Here is a 19,174-nt window from a genome sequence, read left to right on the forward strand (position 1 = left end):
TGATCAGCGGCGGCTGCTATCCAGCCAGTGGAGCAGGCTGGTGTGCAGGCGGACGGGATCAATCGGCTTCGTCAGGAAGTCGTCCATGCCGGCGGCGAGGCAGCGCTCCTGGTCTTCCCGGAAGGCATTGGCGGTAAGTGCCAGAATGGGCGTGTCGTGATGCAGGGGGAGGGCCCGGATGGCCTGGCAGGCGGCCAGGCCATCCATCAGTGGCATCTGCATGTCGAGGAGGATCAGTGAATACGGTGTTTCCCGAGCCCGCTCAACCGCTTGCAGTCCGTCGTTGGCCGTGTCCACGGCAAGTCCGGCATCGGCAAGCATCTCCCCGGCCACCAGTTGATTGACTTCCTCGTCTTCGGCCAGCAGCACCTGGCGGCCGGCGTGGCGCTGGCGCAGGCAGCTCAGCACATCTCCCGCGGCGGGGGGCGGTGGAATGTCGGATGCCTCGGCGCCGCGGCCCAGTCGGGCGGTGAACCAGAAGCTGCTTCCCAGGCCTTCCCTGCTGATGACACCGGTGTCCCCGCCCATCAGTTGGGCAAGGTGGCGATTGATGGCCAGCCCGAGGCCGGTGCCGCCGTATTTGCGGGTTGTCGAGCCATCGGCCTGCTCGAAGGCCTGGAACAGGCGTGCCTGCTGCTCCTCGGACAAGCCGATGCCGGTGTCCGTGACCGTAAAGCACAGCAGCACGCTGTTGGCTGTTCGTTCCTCGCAGCGGACGCTGAGCGTCACGGAACCACCACTGGCGGTGAACTTGATGGCGTTGCTCAGGTAATTGAGGAGCATCTGGGTGAGCCGCGTCACGTCACCGCGCAGCACCTCAGGCATGGCAGGTGCGTCGATCGCGTAGTGAAGGCCTTTGGCGTTTACCTTTTCGGCGATCTGGGCGGATACCGAGGCGAGCAGCGCATCCAGACGAAAGTCCACCTGTTCGATGCCCAGCTTGCCGGCTTCGACCTTTGACAGATCGAGGATGTCGTTGATGATCTCGAGTAGATGGGCGGCGGCCTGGCCGATTCGCCCCAGCAGTTCGCCCTGGCGCAGCGACATGGGCTCTCGCCGCAGGATGTGGGTGAGGCCGACGATCGCGTTCATCGGCGTGCGGATCTCGTGGCTCATGGTGGCCAGGAAGGTGCTCTTGGCCTGGTTCGCCGTTTCTGCCTGACGGCTGCGCCGTTCGAGCTGGCGGTTGAGCTCCTCAATCTGCATGGTCCGCTCCTCGACCAGTTCCTGCAGGTGGTGGCGGTGGCGGTCCAGCTCGGATACCAGGCGTTTGTACTCGCTGATGTCCGTGTGCGTGCCGGACATGATCAACGGATGGCCCCCAGCGTCGCGTTCCACAACCTTGCCGCGGGACAGGATCCAGCGCCAGTCACCTGTGCGGGTCAGGCAGCGCAGCTCTGCCTCGTGCAGGGGCTGTTCGCCCTGCAGATGCTTCTGGATGGACTCCATGTTGGTGGCGAGATCGTCCGGATGCACGTAGCGAGGCCAGTTCTCTTCACTCAGATCCCGCTCGCCCGGGGTGAAGCCGAGCATCGTCTCAAAGCGTTCGCTGACGTCAAAGCGATGCGTCTGCAGGTTCCAGTCCCAGAAGCCCTGATCGGAACCTTCAATGACTCTTTCGTAGCGAGCGCGGGTGAGTAGGGCTTCCTGTTCGGCTTGGTGGCGCGCCCGCATGGCCAGGAAGGCCATTGTGATGATGCTGCTGATGAGGAGCAGTGCGGCCGCAGCGGCCAGGCGGAAGTTGCGCCGGAAGGTGGCGGCCTGGTTGGCGGATTGCTCGCGGATGAGGTTGCCCGCGTAGGCGGCCTGCCGTTCCAGGGCATGGTAGGCCACCAGCAGGTCGACGTCCTGCAGCGGCTTGCCCGCCTGGGGAGGGCGGCTGGTCAGCAGGGCCTCGAAGCGGGCCGCAGCGTGGCGTAATTCAGCGGCTCTGGCGTGTTCCTGTTCGCCCGGACCGTCGAGCAGTTCGGCGAGGGTGGTCGATGCTTGTCGTAGCAGTGCCAGTCCCTGGTCCCGCCGAAAGGGCGATGCCGCACCCTCCGGTTGGCCAAGGCTTGCGTAAAGCAGACCCTTGGCAAGCTCGGTTCTGGCCTGATGGACGCTCTGCAAGCGCTGGCTGGCGGCGGCGAGATCATCCTGTTGCGTGACGTAGAGGCTCGTGAGAGCGGCGGCGATGAAGACAGCCAGCGCTACCGTGAGGGCCAGCAGCAGGTGGGGCTGGCGGGCAAGGCGGCTGCGCAGCACGCTCATCGCGCGAGGACGTCGCGGGTGCGAACCGCGCCGGGTAGTGTGTCGGCGTCGAAACCGAAGTGGGCGATCAGCGCGAGATGGTCAGGACTGCCGATGTAGCCCGCTTGAACCCGGTTCCATGCGTTCTGCAGGCGTTGGTCTTGCCTTCGGAAGGCGAAAGCGCCGAAACCCGGATGGCGTTGCCGGGCATCGGGCTGGGCGAACGGTACGGCAATCTCCGTTCCGTCCTCGACGCTTCCCTGTCCTTGCCAACGAAGCGCAGGGAGGGACAGGGCCAGTCCTTGAGCGGCTGCGCTTGCCACGCTGGCCCGGCCTGTGCCGGCATCCGGTACGCGCAGGAGCTTGGCCGGCGCGACGCCCATTTTCAGAAGCAGGGCTTCCTCGATGGAGCCTGACAGCACCGCCAGCTTGAGCTGCGGGTCTTTCTGAATGTCAGTGTAGGCGTGCAGCGCGTGAGGGTTGCCGCGGCCCACCAGCAGGCCTTGTTGAACGTGGAATGTCGGTTCGGAGAAGCCGACACGGCTTGCCCGCTCGGGGGTGATGAACATGCCCGCGGCGATCACGTCGATTCGGCCCGCCTCCAGTTCCGGAATCAGCTCGGCAAATTCGCCCAGGCGCCACTCGATGTGCGGAATGTGGAGACCTTCGACGATATGGCGCGCGACCTCGGGGGATTCGCCGGTCACCCGTCCGTCGGCGTCGATGAAGGCATAGGGCGGTTCCACCGCGTAGCCGATCCGGATCGTGTCGGCCTTGTGCAGGCCCAGTGGTGACGCTGCCTTTTCACCCGCTGGCGCATGGAACGCGTAAGCCATGGCGAGAATGGCGCCGAGGGCAAGCACGAGACCCAGAGAGAGAATGCGATTCATCGAAGACAGCCAGGTCCTGTGAGGCAGGTGGGCTAGCTTATATCGACAGATGCGCAGCGGGGTGAATGAGGGTTATCCATGACCCCTCCCACTCTTTTGTTCCCGGCCGCCGGACCTCGTTGCCGGGCGTCGGGAGAGGGCTGAGTTCAGCCAGAACGTGACGCCCGGGCGTACGCACCGGGCTTGCGGCTGAGGGATCGACTTACTCCGGCCATTCGAGCATGCGCAGTTCGGCGCCCATGCGCTCGCCGCGTCCCCACGCAGTACTGGCCTCGACGAACTGGCGGTCGTTGGCCGGATCGTTGGCCAGCACATCGTATTCCGCAAAGAAGCTGCCGTCGGCGTTGATGATCAGGTTGCCCTTGCGGCCGGCACCGTCGGCTGGCCACAGGCCAATCAAAGCGGCTTCCCCGGTGAAGGGGTCGTCGCGCAGGCTGTAGGCGGCCCGCGCTGGCTCGATGTCCAGCGCGGGGAGGCCGTGGCGCTGTGCCTCGTGGATCAGGCGGGCACAGATCCGCTCGATCAGCGGGCGCTCCTGGGCCAGCCGTTCATCCACACTGCGGGTCACGACCTGATTAGCGCTCACAGCGTGGCCGGCGAGTGGGTGTGACAGTCCTTCGGACAGACCCGGCCACAGGAGCCGCAGCCGATGCAGTCCATCGCGTCGGCAATGGCCATCACCATCGTGTTGTCGTCGTCGCCCTCGTCGTCATCGTCGAATTCCCGCTCGACGAGCTCGAAGACGTTGCGCGGACAGACCTTGTAGCAGCGGCCGCAGCCGATGCAGGTTTCCTGGTTGAGGTCGGTGACGAAGGTCGGGGTGTAGGCCTTGCCGCCCCGGGTCAAGCCGGTAATCGTTTCCATGATCGTGCCTTGATTGCGTGGTGCAGCTTACTGACCGCCAGCGGCGGCCAGCTTGCGGTTGGCCTCGGCCCATGCCTGGCAGGCCTCGTAGGTGGATTTGGCGATGCCGGGGATTTCCTCGTAGGCGGCCGGCAGGCGGTCTTCCACCAGGTCGTGCATCTGCGATGCCCATTCGGAGGCGATGCGCTTGAGTTTGCGCACCTCCTTGTCAAGGGCCTTGATCTCTTCTTCCGTCATGGCGCCCACCTTAGAGACCGGCGACTTCCGGGTACTTGCCGATGATCGCCAGCGCGACGGACAGCAGCTTGTCGGCTTCGTCCTTCATCTTGCCGATACTCTCGAAGCCAAAGCGATGCACGTCGCGCAGGGTGCGGTCGAGGACGATCAGCTTGCCGCAGGTGATCAGCGCGCGTCCGAAGCCTTCGTGGGTGATGTTGATCACCGAGCTGGCCATCAGGCCGCTTTCCTTCTCGATGAGCACCGCCAGGCCGTTGTAGAAGGCCTTCACGCGGGACAGGATGACCTCGTCCGGATCGCCGATCACCGGGATCTCGCGGCGCTGTTCCTTGGTAACGATGTACGGAGCCAGCACCCGTTCGTTGGGCCAGCCGTCGTAGGTGCCGTAGGAGTCAAGCGCGCGCATCTGCTTGACCATTTCTTTGACGTATTCGGAACTCCACAGGCCTTCGTCAGCGGTGGCGGTAGTCATTGTTGTCACTCCTTGGATAAAGCGGCTTGAAAATAGATCGGCAGGGCGGAGCCTGGTGTCGGCGCGGTATTGGCAATGGCGAGGATGCGTACCCCGCTGGGGATGCGGGCGGCGGCGAGGCGGGCGCCGACGAAGCCGGACAGGGCGCCAAGCAGCGCGCCGAGGGCTTCCCCGCTGCTGCCGAACAGGCCGTGGGCCACCGCCATCCCAGCGATCATCCCGACCGTTGGCAGCCCGTAGGCAACGCCGACGGCGGTCGTCATGGATTCGGAGCTGACGGAGAGGTCGACGATGTCGTCGGTCTTGGCGCCGACCGTGTTGGCCAGGCGCAGCACCATGCGCCCGTGCAGGCCAGCCTTGCCTTCCTTGGGCACGCCGCAGGCGCTGGCGGTGCCGCAGCTGGAGCAACCGCTGCCACCGGCTTCGACTTCAGCCCAATCGCTGTCTGCCGCGATGACGCGGCCTTGTTCGATCATCATTCGCTCCACCCTTCCTCTTCCATGCTTGCAAAGCGCTCGGCAGCCTTGGGCGTACCGCGCGTAACCGCCTTCGCCAGCCAACCGGTGGGGCCGTCCTTGAGTTCGCCCTGCAGCATGGCGATGACGGAATCGATGGTGGTGCCGTTCTCGACCTTGACCGGCTGCACGCCCTTGGAGAGCAGGCGCTGGATCGCCGAGGCACCGACCGCCTCGCTGAACACTGCGGCGCACCCGTCGAGGAGAGCGATCTTGGCGTCGAGCTTGCCCTCGTGGCCGTCCATCGCGGTTTCGATGAACTGGGCCACTTCGATGAGGCGTGAGGTGTCGAGACCGATTTCGTGGATGGCGAAGGCGCTGGCGGCACCGAAGTGCTGATCGATGACCACCCGGTCACTGCTGGCGAAGGCGACGCGGAGCTGCATGGCTGTTTCCTCAGTGGAGTGGGAGACCACCAGCCGCAGTCGCCGGGGTGGCCGGGCCGAGCTCGGCGAAGGCTTCTGCGGGCCGGAAGATGGACCGGTACGGGGCGATGAGGTGGTGTTCTTCATGATGTTCGAGCAGCAGGTTGGCGAGGTCGAACAAGGCGTGCCGGCTACCGCGGTAGCCGATCCAGGTGCGGGTGTAGCCACCCACGAGGTCGTACTGGGGGAAGCCGATGCGCAGGATCGGCACGCCGAGGCGCTCGGCGCTATCCACCGCGTGGGAGTTGCCGATGACGAGCTGGCACTGGCCCTCGCGCCCGGCGATCTCCAGGTCCTCCAGGTCGCCGATGTGCACCTTCTCGGCTGGCACGTCGTCGAGGGACGCTGCGCGGACCGGCGCGATGGCGGCGACGATGTCCGAGCCGACCGACTTGAGGAACTGGCTCATGCCGAGCAGCAGGTCGGGATCCGCGGCGATGGCGATGCGCGCCATGCCGAGCATGAAGTGGCAATCGACGAGGGCGTCCTGGTACTGGGCGCGCTGGCGTTCGATGCGCTCGGGCACCGGGTGGCCGGAGACTTCTGCCAGCACGCCGATCAGGCGGTCGTTGGCGTCCAGACCCATCAGGTGATCGAAGCGGTGGTCGGGCACGCCGGTGCGCTCGGCCAGCATGTCGGCGGCGGCGTCCAGCGAGCGGCCGATGACGATTGTTGCGGCCGCCTCGCCGAGCGTCGCGAATTCGCTGACCGGCGTGCCGCCGAGGGTCAGTGGTGTGTAGTCCTCGGGCATCAGGTGGCCGTCGAGGGAATCGCCGACGTCGGGCACGACCACCGGGCGAAGGCCGAACGACTCGATGAGTTCCTTCAGCGCCTCGGTGTCGCCGGGCGTCAGGGATGCGTGGGGGATCACGTTGATCTGGCGAGGGCGCAGGCCGACGCGCGTCCGGTCCTCCGGCACCAAGGCTTCGAACATGGCCTTGACGGCCGAGGCGTAGCCGGTTTCCAGGCAACCGGTGAAGTCCGGCGTGTTGACCGGGATCACCGCCACGTGGGCGTATTCCGGGTACTGGCGGTAGAAGTCCTTCACCAGCCGGGCGATGTCGGTGCCCTGGGTTTCCGACAGGCCGGTGGTCGGCAGGCCGATCATCGCCGGCTTCTGCTTGGCGCAGATGGTGGCGAGCCCCTGGATCACGTTGTCGTCGGCCCCCATCACGCTGCTGGCCTGGTCCATGGCGGTGGTCTGCAGCGGAATCGGCTCGCGGAAGTGGCGTACGAAATAGACCTTGGCGAAGGCCGTGCAGCCTTGGCTGCCGTGCAGCATCGGAATGGCGTGGTGGATGCCCAGAAAGGCCAGGGCGGCGCCGGTCGGTGAGCTGGCCTTGAGGGGGCTCACCGACATGGCTTTGCTGCGCTTGATGATCTCGCTCATGGCTGGGCTCCTCAGGCTGCGGCGTGGTGGTGGTCGTGCACGTCGTCCATGTCGAAGCCATCGTCGAGGGGCATCGGCAGGTCGTCGGCATCCAGCGGCAGTTCGGGTGCGGCAGGGCGCAGGGCGGCCCACGGTGCGGCGCTGCGGGCCTGGGTCCAGACGGGGGATTCGAGGGTTAGGGCGAGCTGCTTCACCAGTTCGAGCATGCCGGTGTAGCCGGCATACCCGAATTCCCGTTCCTGATTGATGTCTAGAAAGGGCAGGCGGGCCTTGAGGGCGGTGTAGAGGTTGCGGCCGCCGGCGATGAGAATGTCGGCGCGCAGTTCCTTCACCATGTTGAGCAGCGCGCGCGGCGAACCGTCTTCGACCATCTTGGCTTCCGGGCCCATCAGCTCGCGGATGCGTGCCTTGTCTTCCTCGGTGGATTTCTTGGTGGCAGTCGCGACGACCACCAAGCCGAGATCCTGCAGCGCGGAGACGATCGACCAGCTCTTCACGCCGCCGGTGTTGAGCAGCACTCGCTTGCCTTCGAGGCGCGCACGCCAGGGCTTGAGGGCGGCGAAGATCTTGGCTTCTTCGCGGGCGATGAGGGCCTCGGTACGCTCGGTCAGATCCGGGTCGCCGATCAGGCGGGCGAAGTCGCGCAGGGCTTGGGTGGTGTCGGTGATGCCGTAGAAGCTGCCCTCGAACCACGGCGTGCCGAAGCGGTCTTCAAGCTTGCGGGCGACGTTGAGCATCGCCTTCGAGCACACCATCATGTTCACTTCGGCCCGGTGCATGGCCTGCACTTCATGGAAGCGGCCGTCGCCGGACAGGGTGCAGATCACGCGGATGCCCAGTTCGTCGAGGAGCGGGGCGATGAACCAGAACTCGCCGGCAATGTTGTACTCGCCGATGAGGTTCACGTTGTGGATCTTGATGCCGCGCTTCTCGGCGTATTCGATGGCAGCGGCGGGCGGCGGCAGGGGCTCGGCGGTGCCGGCCACGTACTTGACCATCGCCTCGCCGGCAATGCGGTTGCCGAGGTTCTTGGTGCCGTAGAAACCGGCGGAGTCGACAGGGACCACCGGCGTGCCCCAGCGTTCGGTGGCTGCCTTGCAGACGGCGTCGATATCGTCACCGACGAGGGCCGGTACGCAGGTGTTGTAGACGAAGACCGCTTTCGGGTTGTGAGTCTCGATGGCCTGCTTGATCGAATGGAACAGCCGCTTCTCGCTACGTCCCATGATCACGTCCTGTTCGGTGAGGTCGGTGGTCATGCCGATGCGGTACAGCGTGGGACCGGTGGAGCGGGTGCCCCGGTTGTCCCAGGAGCTGCCGGCACAGGCGATCGGGCCGTGGACGATGTGGGCTACATCGGCAATCGGCAGCAGCGCGATCTGTGCACCGTCGAACGCGCAACCACCGGCGGAGGCACCCGGCGTCGGCTTGGAACAGCCGGATTTCGCCTTCTTGTTGTGGGTGCAGGCGGGTTCGTCGAGAAGAACTGCTACTTCAGATGGTTTCACCGCGAATCTCCCGGTTGGTCTCGGGTATCGATCCGCAAGCTCCATGCCATCCGATGTCTGGCGCTAAGGTGTTGAAATAAAAGCGATGTGCTGCGGAGGGGCGGAAGAGGGCTTGTGATGAACCCTACAAGCTCCCCGGTGCATTGTCAGGGGCGTCACAATGATCGGGATTAATGCTGGAGGAATGCGGTAATACGTTGCGCGTTTTAAGTACAAAAACATTCGACGTCCGCGGAATGCCTTGCTATTGTGTGAGTGCGGACTGTCTCGTGGCCGCCTTTCTTTTCGAAATGGAGCGCGTCAATTGGGTACTAAGCTTTACGTGGGCAATCTGGCCTACACAGTGGATAAGAGTCGTCTGGAAGAGATTTTTCACGAGTTCGGCACCGTGGCTTCGGCCCAGGTGATCATGGATCGTGAAACCGGCCGCTCCAAGGGGTTTGGCTTTGTCGAGATGGGTTCCGACGACGAGGCCCAAGCAGCGATCGCAGGCGCCAATGGCAAGAACTACGATGGCCGCAACCTGACTGTTAATGAGGCCCGTCCGCAGGAACCGCGTAGCGGGTTCGGCGGTCCCCGCCGAGGTCCGGGGGGCGGAGGCGGTGGTGGCGGTTTCGGCGGTGGCGGCCGACGAGGTCCGGGCGGTGGCTCCGGCTTCGGTGGCGGCGGTGGTCGTTACTGATCCGCGTATCGAATATATCTTTCTCGATGCCAGATTTCCCGCCCGGACGTCATGCGGCGGGCGGGAAATTTGTGCAAGGTGCGTGGCGACATATATGTCGCGGCGCGATGCGTGTGAAGACGGCGTAGAGGCCGTGTTGCTGCTCCTGTCGGCGACAGCCTTCAGGCGGCTTCGAAATGTTCCAACATCAGCTGGATGTTCGCAGCGCCGTTATATTCGTTGACTGCCAGCCGGAAGGCTGCGTGAATCTGCGGTCCTGCTGAAGTGGTGCAGTTGAACTGGATGGCGTCGATCCGCGTGTTGCCCTTGCGCAGCTGCAGTTTGAGGTGTTTGTCCTTCAGGATGCGCTGATTCTCGACACGGAAGGTATCGTCGAAGACCGGGGCAGCGAAGCCTTGGCCCCAGATTTCCCGTTCCAGTAGCCTCGCCGTTTCCAGGTTGTAGAGGCTGTCTTCCAGCGCGCCGTCCGTTTCCAGGCTGCGCGTCAGGTCGGCGGGATCAATCAGCGACTGCACGACCGATTCGAAAATTCTCTCGAAACGTTCCAGGTCTGCTTCAAGGATCGTGAGGCCGGCGGCCATAGCGTGCCCACCGAACTTCAGGATCAGGTCCGGTGCCTGCTTGGTCACCAGATCGAGCGCGTCGCGCAGGTGCAGGCCGGGGATCGAACGGCCTGAGCCCTTCAGCTGTCCTTCGTCGCCACGGGCAAAGGCCACCGTGGGGCGGTGGAATTTCTCCTTGATTCGCCCGGCAAGGATGCCGATCACGCCTTGGTGCCATTCGGGCTGGAACAGCGTCAGTGTGGCGCGGCTGCCCGGGTCGATCCCGTCCAGTTCGAGCATCGCGCCTTCCTGCATTTCCGCTTCGATGCTGCGCCGTTCCCGGTTGAGGCGGTCGAGTTCCTGGGCGATGTTGAGGGCGCGCCCCATGTCGTCGGTGATCAGGCATTCGATGCCGAGGGACATGTCGGCAAGACGGCCGGCGGCGTTGAGACGGGGCCCCAGCGCGAAGCCCATGTCGAAAGTGGTGGCGCGCGTCGCATCGCGTCCAGCGGCGGCAAAAAGCGCCCGGACGCCTGGCTGCATGCGGTCGGCCCGCATGCGCTGCAGGCCCTGGGACACCAGGATGCGGTTGTTGTGGTCGAGCTTTACCACGTCAGCGACGGTTCCGAGCGCCACCAGATCAAGCAGGTCGGCCAGATTCGGCTCCGCCCGTCCTTCGAAGAAGCCCCGGTCGCGGAGTTCAGCGCGCAGGGCCAGCATCGTGTAGAACATGACGCCAACGCCGGCCAGGGCCTTGCTCGGGAATGGGCAGCCAGGCTGGTTGGGATTCACGATTACATCCGCTTCGGGCAGTGTGTCGCCCGGCAGGTGGTGATCGGTGATGACGGTGGCGATGCCGTGTTCCCGTGCCGCCGCGACGCCCTCGACGCTGGCGATGCCGTTGTCCACGGTGATCAGCAGCTCGGGCTCCATTGCTGCGGCCAGCTCGACAATCGCCGGGGTCAGGCCGTAGCCGTATTCGAAGCGATTGGGGACCAGGTAACCGACTTCGGCGCCAAAGGCGCGCAGGGCGCGGATGCCGACTGCGCAAGCTGTGGCGCCGTCGCAGTCGTAGTCCGCAACGATGAGCATGCGCGCGCCCGCTTCGATGGCGTCGGCGAGGATCTGGGCCGCGTCGTGAACCCCTTTGAGCTGATGGGGTGGGATCAGGGCCTTGAGACTGTAATCGAGTTCTTCCCGGTTCTCGATACCGCGGGCTGCGTAGATGCGGGCCAGAAGCGGATGAGTGCCGGCCTCCAGCAGATGCGTGACGGCGCGGGTGGGGACAGGACGGGGAAGAATGCGGGTCATGGGGGTCTAGGCTGCGGATTGGGGGGCAGAAGCCAACGCGTTGGCGAGGGGGCGCGGCTTGCGCCAGAACTTCCAGAGTCCGCGGGAGGCAACGTCGAGCTGCAGCGAATTCCGGTCGCTGGGTACGCTGATGCGGAGCGCTTCGAGGCGGCGCGCCTTGAGGTCGGCCAGCAGCGGAGCGAACCAGTTGCTTTCCAGGGCTTGCAGCGCATGGCGCCAACCGTCCCGGTCTTGATGGAGGAGCGGACGCTGGAGATCGTCGACTAGCGCAAGGCCGTTGCCGTCCGGCCGCAGGTAGCGGTCGGCTGCTTGGGGGGCGAGGCCGAAATGGCGGGCGAGGCCGCGCGCGAAGGCCTGTTGTGCCTGGATGGCAGACCAGGCTGATTGGCTGGTGGCGGTGGCCGTTCCATTGCCCCACAGCCAGATGCCATTGATCGTGCGCTGGCCACGCTCTTCCCGCGCCGCATTGACCGGATGACTGAACAGCCAGACCTCCATTTCGTTGGACAGACGCGCCCAGCGGGTGGTGTCCTCGCCCTCAGGGAGGAACAACTGGACCGGACGTCCATTGACGTCGGTGAGAGGGTGGAAGCTTGGTCGTGCGGCGTCGGCCAGATGGATGTACCAGCGGTCTGGCGCCGGGGCTTCGAAATGTCCGATGTCAGCGAAAGTTTTGTTGAGCCCGTCCATCAGCGTGTCCGCCTCTTCGCGCGTGATATCGAGTCCGCTGGCGTCGGCAAGCAGCAGCGTGTCACGGGAGAAGTGCAGGTGCACGGGGTCGCAACACAGCCAGTGGCCGTCGACCGGTGCCGGGATGCTTTCGCCGAGGCGTCGGAAACGGGCCTGAGGCAGGTGCCCGCTGAGGCCGAATCGTTCCGCCAGCAGCGCTTCCGCCGTGTTGCGAGGCCCCCAAGCACTACCGGCGAAGGCCAGCAGCGTAGATAGGGCGGGCAGCGCCAGGTCGGCGGCGGGATGGGTGCCGGGGCCGGTGGGCCAATCCAGGCCGGGCAGGATCAACTCGAAGTGCATTGGGACGTTTGTATAAAGCGTGCCTGGCATCGAGAGGACGATGCCGCAGGCGGTTCCGCCGCGTGGCCGTGGAGCTTGGGTACGGGATCGCGGGCGGCAATCCAAAAATGCAGAGCCGGGCACAGGGCCCGGCTCTCGGGGCACGAAGAGTGCCTTATTTCTTCTTCTTCGTCGACTTGGACTTGGTCGTCGTCGCGTCGTTGCTGCCACCGGTGCTGCCGCCCTGTACGCCGAGCTGGCCGCCGGTGCCGAGGCCGCCCTTGACCTCCTGGGCCTTGTAGTTCTTCACGGCCTTGACCACGTTGTTGTAGGCGTCGGTGAATGCGGCAACGATGACCTTGCCTTCCGCCGTGTTGGTGTAGCCGCCGAGGCCGCCACCCACGCCACCGCCGAACAGCGCGCCCATGCCGCCGAAGTCCATGTTACGGGCGCTGCCTTCGGCCGCCACGAGCTGGACGCTGGAGCGGTTGTCCACCATCGTCAGCATGGTGCTGGCTTCCTTGACATTGATGCTGCCGATGACCGCACCCAGCACGCCGCCACCGACGCCGCCCAGGCCGCCGGTCATGCCGCCCGCATTGTTGTTGCTGAAAGTGATCGACGGGCTCATGGAGTAGTCGGCGGACGCCATTTGGCCCTTGCCGAAATTGGAGTTGGAACGCAGCTCGCCGGATTGTTGCAGGGCGCGCTCCTGCATCATGTTGTTCATCGCGCGGCCGCGTTCGACCACCACGAAACAGTTGGACTGCTGGATCAGCAGCTTGAGCACCGGTACGGTCGAGCCGAGCTTCATCTGCCCGGTGAGCACGCCATACCAGGGGGCGCCGGTGTCTTCGACCACGGCGATCGTGCCGAGAGGCGCCGTACACTTCTCAAGCGTGGAGTTGGCGTTCTGGGAGTTGGCACCGCCGGCCGAGCCGGTGGCGGTGGTCTTGGCCTCCTGCGAGCCCATTTGCATGTTGGCACAGCCCGATAGGGCCAGCAGCCCGGCGAGAAGCGCAATTTTGTGACGGTATCCGGCCGAGGTTGAAAGGGCTTTCATGATTTCCCCTGGAGTCTTGATGGGTTGAGAACAGGTGCTGAACATTTTTGTCGTTTCTGGTGGCTATTTTAGCGACTGTGCATGGGCTTATCGAGAATCATTTTGGGTGCGTTGCACCGAGAAGGGTGGCGCCGAAACGGGATGAGCAGGCCAGTGCCTGGGTCGGTCCGAGATTGCGGGTCTCGCTGAACAGGCAGGTCCGGCTGCCATCACCGGACAGGAATTCGTGGATGAGTCCGTTCACGCCGGGACCGTCTGCAGGCAGGCGTCCATGGGGCCCATCGCTCGTGAAGCCGGCCCGTCGGGGATTGCGGGCCGCATCGCTGACGAGGACCAGCCATTCAGTGTCCTGCGCTGCCTCGCCCGAAAGTGGTATCTCCAACTCGGCGCTGCGCGGGAGTGGTGCCTGCTGACTGTCCGGCGTGGGGTAGAGCAGGCGAAAGTCCCGGCCGCCAGGCGCTGCGGATAGGACGTAAAGATAGCCCGGTGTACTACTGGTGACGCGCAAGCGACGCATGCCCGGAGTGGTCGCTGACAGTTGGGCCAGTTCGACACGTCGTTGCTGGTCGCGCTGGGCGTGGATTACGCGCAGGACCAGGCGGGCATCGCGGGGTGGTTTGGTCACGCTTGGCAGTGCAGGTAGCAGCTCGCCATTGCCGACCAGGCCCGGATGCTGCGTGCCGGCGCTGGTGGCGATGAGCTGGCGGCTGCACGCGGCCAAGGCTTCGCCTGTCGACAGCCCCGAGGGGCTGTCGGGGACCGGGTTGCCGGACAGGCAGGCCTGCAGCGCCGTGCTGAAAAGTCCACCGGCGGGCGTGCCGCCTGCATTCTCGTTGGGCCGACTGGCCGTGAGTACGAGAACATTCGGGGGCAGGCGGGAGAGTTCGGTGGCAGGCGGGGTGGTCCGGCAGCCCGGGGAGGAGAATTGCGGGGCAAAGCGTGGCGAGATGGCCGTGGCTCCGACGGAGCCCTCGCCACGTCCTGCATCAAGGATCAGGTACACCTTGTCGGCCTTGGCGGCAAGCTGCTTCAGGTGGCGGGCCATTTCATCCAGCGTGAAGGCTTCCCCGCTCTGGGTGAGGATCGCTTCCACGCATTGTCCGTGCTCCTGCCGATGTATTCCCGTTGCGGAAAGATAGATGAGGGCCTGGTCGCCGTCGCCCATGCGGGCGTCGAGCTCGGCAAAGGACTGGCGCAGTCCTTCCGTGCCTAGATCAGCATCGCTGCGATAACGGATGTTGGCGTCGGGCACACCGCTGAGGCGGGCGATAGCGGCGCCGAGTCCGGCGTCTGCGGCACTGCCGACTGGGGTGGCCGGCGGCGTGCCGGCGGTGAGAACCAGCGCGTGCCGGCTTGCCCGCGGGAGCGTGCCGGGCGTGCTGCGTGCGGCGGACGGCGGAAAGGGCTGTTGGCTGCTGGCGGGTAGGGGGCTCGGGCTGCGATCGAGGCTGGTCTCAGGAACCCAGCCAGTTCGTCCTCCGGCGGCCTCGATGCGGGTCCATCCGTGTCGGGTCTCCAGCAGGCGTACCTCGGAACGGCGAGCCACCTCCATGATGCGTTGCGCAATGATTGAAGGCTGGGCGCGCAGCGCTTCCTGCCGGATCAGCTGCGCATTTTGCGCATACCCCGGGAGGGCGGACAGAAGCAGGCAAGCTAAGGCTGGCAGTGCGACAAGACGGGGAACATGCATGGTTGCGAACAATGTAGGGCCCTGGGGGCCGATTATCGGTGCGAGGGGATGACAAATGTAAGGAGATAAGTCTCACGCCCCTTCGGGATACCCAGCGCCGGCCAACTCCGGCACAATGCGGCCCTGATCCGCTATCCGGTGTTTCCGGTTGCCATTCTGATGTCTTACGAATTCCTCGTTGGCCTGCGCTATACCCGATCCAAACGGCGTGCGCAGGGCCGCAATCGCTTCATTTCCTTCATTTCCCTGGTGTCCATGCTCGGCATCGCCCTCGGCGTGGCGGCGCTCATCGTCGTCCTGTCGGTGATGAACGGCTTCCAGCGGGAGCTGCGCACGCGCATCCTGGGGGTTGCCTCCCATGTGCAGGTAACAGGCTTCGACGGCGAACTGGCCAGCTGGCAGCGGGTCGCCGACGAGGCGATCAAGCATCCGCGGGTCAAGGCGGCTGCGCCCTTCGTACAGGCCCAGGGCATGCTGTCCTTCGACCAGACCGTGCAGGGCACGCTGATCCGCGGGGTGTTGCCGGACGCCGAAGACAAGGTGGCCGATTTTGCGCAGCACATGCGCGCGGGGCGGCTCGACGACCTGCAGCCGGGCAGCTTCGGCATCGTGCTCGGAGCGGATCTGGCGCGGGCGTTGCGGGTGTCGGTGGGTGACAAGGTGACGCTGATCGCACCGCAGGGGCTGGTCACGCCGGCTGCCATCCTGCCGCGCCTGAAGCAGTTCCGGGTGGTGGGGATCTTCGAGGTGGGCATGTACGAGTACGACTCGAGCCTGGCCCTGACCCATCTGCAGGACGCCCAGACCCTCTACCGCATGGATGAGCGGGTGTCCGGCGTGCGCTTGAAGATCGACGACCTTTTCGAGGCGCCGCGGGTGGCGCGGGAGCTGGTCAAATACGTGGACGCGGATCTGCTGGTGTCCGACTGGACGCGCAGCCACGCCAATTTCTTCCGCGCGGTGCAGATCGAGAAGAACGTGATGTTCATCATCTTGCTGCTGATCGTCGCTGTGGCGGCCTTCAATATTGTTTCCACGCTGGTGATGGCGGTGCAGGACAAGCAAGCCGACATTGCCATCCTGCGTACACTGGGGGCCAGCCCCGGCTCGATCATGAGCATCTTCGTGATCCAGGGGGCGCTGATCGGCTTCATTGGTTTGGCCATCGGCGTGATCGGCGGGGTCAGCCTGGCACTCAACATCGACGTGGTGGTGCCCGCCATCGAACGGACCTTTGGCATCCAGTTCCTGGCCAAGGACGTGTATTACATCTCCGACCTGCCGTCCGAACTGCTGTGGTCGGACGTGATCGCGATCACCGTGGTGTCCTTCGTGCTGACGCTGGTGGCGACCCTCTACCCGAGCTGGCGCGCGTCGCGCCTCAATCCCGCGGAGGCCCTGCGTTATGAATGACCTGACCAAGCCGCGCACGGTGCTGGAGTGCAAGGGGCTCTCCAAGTCCTTCCGCGAAGGGGCGGATGCCTTGGAGGTGCTGCGGGACGTGACGCTGTCGGTCGAGCGCGGAGAGCGCTTGGCCATCGTTGGCTCTTCGGGCTCGGGCAAGAGCACCTTGCTGCATCTGCTCGGCGGGCTGGATGTGCCTTCGGCGGGAGAGGTGCGCCTGCTCGGCCGGGATTTCTCGGCCATCTCAGACGCAGAGCGCGGGCGGCTGCGTAACCAGTCCCTGGGCTTCGTCTACCAGTTTCATCACCTGCTGGCCGAGTTCTCGGCGGTGGAGAATGTTGCCATGCCCTTGTTCGTGCGCCGGATGGACAGGGAAGAGGCCATGGCGCAGGCGACCGAGACGTTGAAGGCGGTCGGGCTTGGGCATCGCCTCGAGCACACCCCGGGTGAACTGTCGGGTGGCGAACGCCAGCGCGCTGCCATCGCCCGTGCGTTGGTGACACGGCCGGCCTGCGTGTTGGCCGACGAGCCGACCGGCAACCTCGACCGCCAGACGGCGGAGAAGGTGTTTGGCCTGATGCTCGAACTGGCCCAGGAGCAGGGTACCAGTTTCGTCATCGTCACCCATGACCCGCAGTTGGCTGGCAGGGCCAGCCGGGTACTGCAGTTGCGCGACGGCGTGCTGGGCGCGGCGGATTGAGGTGAGACGGGGCCCGGCAAGCGGGCTCGTCAACGTTGTTCCGGCAGCGGGTGCCCGAATCGGGCTTCAATCTGGCTGAGTCTTTTCTAGACTGAATAAGCCATATCAGTATCTCCGGCCCCGGGCCTCAAGCGGGGAGGGATTCCGGCCGATATAGGGTCGGCTGCCGCGCCAGCCTCCAACCAGATTATCTAGGAGTCAGCATGAAGGTCTTTTTTTCGCCAGCCGTGAGCATGCTCAATCGCATGCGCTATCCGGCCAAGTTTACGCTCCTGGGTCTCATCGCCTTTGTGGTAGTCGGCTTCCTGCTGGTTCAGCTAACCATCTCCCTGCGCGCCGACATCGTCTTCACCGAGAAAGAACTGAGTGCGATGGACGGTGTGCCGCGGGTGCTCAAGGTGATCGAACTGATGCAGCAGCACCGCGGCTTGTCTTCCGGCGTGCTGAACGGTAATGAAGAGTTGCGGCCGCGCCTTCAGAAGAAGACCGAGGAGGTTGTGGCTGCGGTGGCTGCCGCGGAAAGTGTGCTGGCAGTGGATGTGGCGCCCACGGCGAGCAAGCGCTGGGTAGAGGTGAAAGCGGGTTGGGAGGCGATTCGTGGCGGCGGCCTGCAAATGCCGCCGCGGGAGAACCTGCAGGCGCATACGGCGGCGATCCGCAAGACCGTGCTGACCCTGCATGATCTGGGTGACGACGCCAATCTGGCGCTTGACCCGTCACCGGACACCTACTATCTGATCGATAACATGCTGCGGCGTGTTCCGGACGTGTCCGAGCGTCTCGGCCGCCTGCGTGCGTTGGGTACCGGAGCGTTGGCGGCGAAGAGCGTCGACGAGCAGCGGCGCTTTGACATCAGTTCCCAGCTTGGGGAGCTGAACATGGCCGTGACCGACCTGAACGAGAACTTTGAACGCGCGGCGGTTGCGAACCCCCGTATCAAGGGAACACTGGAAGCGCTCGGCCGGGATTTCAACGGTGGCACTTCGAACGTGATCGATCAGCTGCAGAATCACCTGCTCAAAGGCAATTTTGAAATGGCCGCGCCGGCTTATTTCGACATGGTCACCAAGAGCATCGACATGGTGTTCACCAAGACTTACCAGGAGCTCATCCCGGAGGCGCGTGGCCTTCTCGCCGCCCGTCTGGCAGAGTCGGAGCGGGAGTTCATGTTGGCAGCGGTGCTGTCGTGCGCATCCCTGCTGGTCCTGCTCTATCTGTCGATCGCCTTTTGCCTGTCGGTGATGCAGTCGGTGAGCGAGTTGCGGGCAGGGGCCAAGGAACTGGCTTCTGGTAACTTGCGCGAGCGCATCGCCCTGTCGGCCCGTGACGAGTTGCACCTGGTGGCGGACCAGTTCAATGAAATGGCCCAGGCCTTTTCCGATGTGATCACCAAGGTGCAGCGTGGAGCCAACGACGTGGCCGCTTCGGCGGTATCCCTGGCGAGCTCAGCGTCTCAGGTGTCGAACGGCTCCGACCAGCAGAGCGCGGCAGCTTCCAACATGGCGGCAGCGGTCGAGGAGATGACGGTCGGCATCGAGGAAATCGCCAGCAGTGCGTCGCAAGCGGAAGGTATCTCGGCAGAGTCGGGTCGCCTGTCGATCGAAGGCGGTACAGTGGTGGCGAAAACCGTTTCGGAGATGGAGCGAATCTCCGTGTCGGTGCGGGAGTCGGCGGATGTAATCCAGGATCTTGGCGACCAGTCCGCAAAGATTTCCGCCATCGTCAATTCGATCAAGGAAATTGCCGACCAGACCAACCTGCTGGCGCTGAATGCTGCCATCGAGGCGGCACGTGCCGGCGAGACCGGGCGTGGCTTTGCCGTAGTGGCCGACGAGGTGCGCAAGCTGGCAGAGCGCACCGCCAAGGCCACCGACGAGATCACCGGCATGGTCGCTGCCATCCAGCATGGCACCAGCCGCGCCGTTGAAACGATGCAGGGCGGGGTTGCCCGGGTGCAGGAGGGCGTGGAACTCGCGGGCCAGGCTGGTGCCTCGATGGATCAGATCCGGGCGGGGGCAAGCCAGGTCGTCGCGGCGGTCACGGATATCTCGTCTGCGCTGCGGGAGCAGGGGGCAGCGAGTACGGACATTGCGCGTAACGTCGAGCAGATCGCCCAGATGGCGGAGCAGAATTCGGCCGCTGTCCGGGAGACCGCGAATACCGCGCACCGGCTTGAGAACCTCGCCCAGCAACTGCGCGCCGAGGTTTCCCACTTTCACATCTGAGGAAGAGCCGCATTGCGAG

At 64.9% G+C, this 19,174-nt stretch carries 18 protein-coding genes; 4 read left to right on the top strand and 14 right to left on the bottom strand.

Annotated features, from left to right (window positions below):
* Positions 1–3 precede the first annotated feature (3 nt).
* The 10 genes from ACE3RX_RS18140 to nifE form a co-directional block, all read right to left on the bottom strand.
* On the bottom strand, positions 4–2,250 hold the full coding sequence (locus ACE3RX_RS18140; RefSeq protein WP_374486375.1) for a response regulator: 2,247 nt from the start codon (positions 2,248–2,250) through the stop codon (positions 4–6).
* Positions 2,247–3,119 carry an ectoine/hydroxyectoine ABC transporter substrate-binding protein EhuB gene (gene ehuB / locus ACE3RX_RS18145; protein WP_374486376.1) on the bottom strand — a complete coding sequence of 291 codons (873 nt, stop codon included), beginning with the start codon at positions 3,117–3,119 and terminating at the stop codon, positions 2,247–2,249. Before ehuB ends, ACE3RX_RS18140 begins: the two co-directional genes overlap by 4 nt.
* Positions 3,120–3,321: 202 nt before the next feature.
* Positions 3,322–3,705, bottom strand: coding sequence for a hypothetical protein (locus tag ACE3RX_RS18150; protein ID WP_374486377.1), 384 nt, complete (start codon positions 3,703–3,705; stop codon positions 3,322–3,324).
* Positions 3,702–3,983: a ferredoxin III, nif-specific gene (gene fdxB / locus ACE3RX_RS18155; protein WP_374486378.1), complete on the bottom strand. Its 282-nt coding sequence runs from the start codon at positions 3,981–3,983 to the stop codon at positions 3,702–3,704. The genes ACE3RX_RS18150 and fdxB overlap by 4 nt, the downstream gene beginning before the upstream one ends.
* Before the next feature lie 27 nt (positions 3,984–4,010).
* The gene (locus tag ACE3RX_RS18160; protein ID WP_374486379.1) at positions 4,011–4,220 is read right to left on the bottom strand and encodes a CCE_0567 family metalloprotein; all 210 of its coding nucleotides are present in this window, start codon (positions 4,218–4,220) and stop codon (positions 4,011–4,013) included.
* A gap of 10 nt (positions 4,221–4,230) precedes the next feature.
* Entirely contained in the window at positions 4,231–4,692 is a 462-nt protein-coding gene (locus ACE3RX_RS18165) for a NifX-associated nitrogen fixation protein (RefSeq protein WP_374486380.1), read from the bottom strand.
* 5 nt (positions 4,693–4,697) lie between these two features.
* Positions 4,698–5,171, bottom strand: a complete 474-nt coding sequence (locus ACE3RX_RS18170; RefSeq protein ID WP_374486381.1) for a SoxR reducing system RseC family protein — start codon at positions 5,169–5,171, stop codon at positions 4,698–4,700.
* Positions 5,168–5,593 carry a NifB/NifX family molybdenum-iron cluster-binding protein gene (locus tag ACE3RX_RS18175; RefSeq protein ID WP_374486382.1) on the bottom strand — a complete coding sequence of 142 codons (426 nt, stop codon included), beginning with the start codon at positions 5,591–5,593 and terminating at the stop codon, positions 5,168–5,170. Before ACE3RX_RS18175 ends, ACE3RX_RS18170 begins: the two co-directional genes overlap by 4 nt.
* Before the next feature lie 10 nt (positions 5,594–5,603).
* Positions 5,604–7,022 carry a nitrogenase iron-molybdenum cofactor biosynthesis protein NifN gene (gene nifN, locus ACE3RX_RS18180; protein ID WP_374486383.1) on the bottom strand — a complete coding sequence of 473 codons (1,419 nt, stop codon included), beginning with the start codon at positions 7,020–7,022 and terminating at the stop codon, positions 5,604–5,606.
* A gap of 11 nt (positions 7,023–7,033) precedes the next feature.
* Positions 7,034–8,530: a nitrogenase iron-molybdenum cofactor biosynthesis protein NifE gene (gene nifE, locus ACE3RX_RS18185; protein ID WP_374486384.1), complete on the bottom strand. Its 1,497-nt coding sequence runs from the start codon at positions 8,528–8,530 to the stop codon at positions 7,034–7,036.
* A 304-nt stretch (positions 8,531–8,834) separates the two neighbouring features.
* On the opposite strand from nifE, the gene ACE3RX_RS18190 reads away from it, so the two are divergent.
* On the top strand, positions 8,835–9,212 hold the full coding sequence (locus tag ACE3RX_RS18190) for an RNA recognition motif domain-containing protein (RefSeq protein ID WP_374486385.1): 378 nt from the start codon (positions 8,835–8,837) through the stop codon (positions 9,210–9,212).
* A gap of 161 nt (positions 9,213–9,373) precedes the next feature.
* Here ACE3RX_RS18190 and recJ read toward each other — a convergent pair whose 3' ends face one another.
* The 4 genes from recJ to ACE3RX_RS18210 form a co-directional block, all read right to left on the bottom strand.
* Positions 9,374–11,065, bottom strand: coding sequence for a single-stranded-DNA-specific exonuclease RecJ (gene recJ, locus ACE3RX_RS18195; RefSeq protein WP_374486386.1), 1,692 nt, complete (start codon positions 11,063–11,065; stop codon positions 9,374–9,376).
* A 6-nt stretch (positions 11,066–11,071) separates the two neighbouring features.
* The gene (locus ACE3RX_RS18200; RefSeq protein WP_374486387.1) at positions 11,072–12,094 is read right to left on the bottom strand and encodes a hypothetical protein; all 1,023 of its coding nucleotides are present in this window, start codon (positions 12,092–12,094) and stop codon (positions 11,072–11,074) included.
* A 154-nt stretch (positions 12,095–12,248) separates the two neighbouring features.
* Positions 12,249–13,136, bottom strand: coding sequence for a peptidoglycan-binding protein (locus ACE3RX_RS18205; RefSeq protein WP_374486388.1), 888 nt, complete (start codon positions 13,134–13,136; stop codon positions 12,249–12,251).
* 97 nt (positions 13,137–13,233) lie between these two features.
* Positions 13,234–14,826, bottom strand: a complete 1,593-nt coding sequence (locus tag ACE3RX_RS18210) for an SH3 domain-containing protein (RefSeq protein WP_374486389.1) — start codon at positions 14,824–14,826, stop codon at positions 13,234–13,236.
* A 159-nt stretch (positions 14,827–14,985) separates the two neighbouring features.
* Here ACE3RX_RS18210 and ACE3RX_RS18215 point away from each other — a divergent pair, with 159 nt between their 5' ends.
* The 3 genes from ACE3RX_RS18215 to ACE3RX_RS18225 all read left to right on the top strand — a co-directional run bounded on the left by ACE3RX_RS18215 (position 14,986) and on the right by ACE3RX_RS18225 (position 19,155).
* Complete coding sequence (locus ACE3RX_RS18215) at positions 14,986–16,239, top strand: lipoprotein-releasing ABC transporter permease subunit (protein ID WP_374486390.1); 1,254 nt, start codon at positions 14,986–14,988, stop codon at positions 16,237–16,239.
* Positions 16,232–16,930 carry a lipoprotein-releasing ABC transporter ATP-binding protein LolD gene (gene lolD, locus ACE3RX_RS18220; RefSeq protein WP_374486391.1) on the top strand — a complete coding sequence of 233 codons (699 nt, stop codon included), beginning with the start codon at positions 16,232–16,234 and terminating at the stop codon, positions 16,928–16,930. Before ACE3RX_RS18215 ends, lolD begins: the two co-directional genes overlap by 8 nt.
* Before the next feature lie 203 nt (positions 16,931–17,133).
* Positions 17,134–19,155 (top strand): methyl-accepting chemotaxis protein, encoded by a 2,022-nt coding sequence (locus ACE3RX_RS18225; RefSeq protein WP_374486392.1) that lies wholly within the window; start codon positions 17,134–17,136, stop codon positions 19,153–19,155.
* The last annotated feature ends 19 nt before the right edge of the window (positions 19,156–19,174 follow it).

Source organism: Zoogloea sp., from assembly GCF_041914405.1.
In the GTDB taxonomy this organism is placed as follows: domain Bacteria; phylum Pseudomonadota; class Gammaproteobacteria; order Burkholderiales; family Rhodocyclaceae; genus Zoogloea.

Bases quoted from the DNA above. Each gene is read 5' to 3' on its own strand.
- ACE3RX_RS18140 (WP_374486375.1), bottom strand. From the start codon at position 2,250: ATGAGCGTGCTGCGCAGCCGCCTTGCCCGCCAGCCCCACCTGCTGCTG.
- ehuB (WP_374486376.1), bottom strand. From the start codon at position 3,119: ATGAATCGCATTCTCTCTCTGGGTCTCGTGCTTGCCCTCGGCGCCATT.
- fdxB (WP_374486378.1), bottom strand. From the start codon at position 3,983: ATGGAAACGATTACCGGCTTGACCCGGGGCGGCAAGGCCTACACCCCG.
- ACE3RX_RS18160 (WP_374486379.1), bottom strand. From the start codon at position 4,220: ATGACGGAAGAAGAGATCAAGGCCCTTGACAAGGAGGTGCGCAAACTC.
- ACE3RX_RS18165 (WP_374486380.1), bottom strand. From the start codon at position 4,692: ATGACTACCGCCACCGCTGACGAAGGCCTGTGGAGTTCCGAATACGTC.
- ACE3RX_RS18170 (WP_374486381.1), bottom strand. From the start codon at position 5,171: ATGATGATCGAACAAGGCCGCGTCATCGCGGCAGACAGCGATTGGGCT.
- ACE3RX_RS18175 (WP_374486382.1), bottom strand. From the start codon at position 5,593: ATGCAGCTCCGCGTCGCCTTCGCCAGCAGTGACCGGGTGGTCATCGAT.
- nifN (WP_374486383.1), bottom strand. From the start codon at position 7,022: ATGAGCGAGATCATCAAGCGCAGCAAAGCCATGTCGGTGAGCCCCCTC.
- recJ (WP_374486386.1), bottom strand. From the start codon at position 11,065: ATGACCCGCATTCTTCCCCGTCCTGTCCCCACCCGCGCCGTCACGCAT.
- ACE3RX_RS18200 (WP_374486387.1), bottom strand. From the start codon at position 12,094: ATGCACTTCGAGTTGATCCTGCCCGGCCTGGATTGGCCCACCGGCCCC.
- ACE3RX_RS18205 (WP_374486388.1), bottom strand. From the start codon at position 13,136: ATGAAAGCCCTTTCAACCTCGGCCGGATACCGTCACAAAATTGCGCTT.
- ACE3RX_RS18210 (WP_374486389.1), bottom strand. From the start codon at position 14,826: ATGCATGTTCCCCGTCTTGTCGCACTGCCAGCCTTAGCTTGCCTGCTT.
- ACE3RX_RS18215 (WP_374486390.1), top strand. From the start codon at position 14,986: ATGTCTTACGAATTCCTCGTTGGCCTGCGCTATACCCGATCCAAACGG.
- lolD (WP_374486391.1), top strand. From the start codon at position 16,232: ATGAATGACCTGACCAAGCCGCGCACGGTGCTGGAGTGCAAGGGGCTC.
- ACE3RX_RS18225 (WP_374486392.1), top strand. From the start codon at position 17,134: ATGAAGGTCTTTTTTTCGCCAGCCGTGAGCATGCTCAATCGCATGCGC.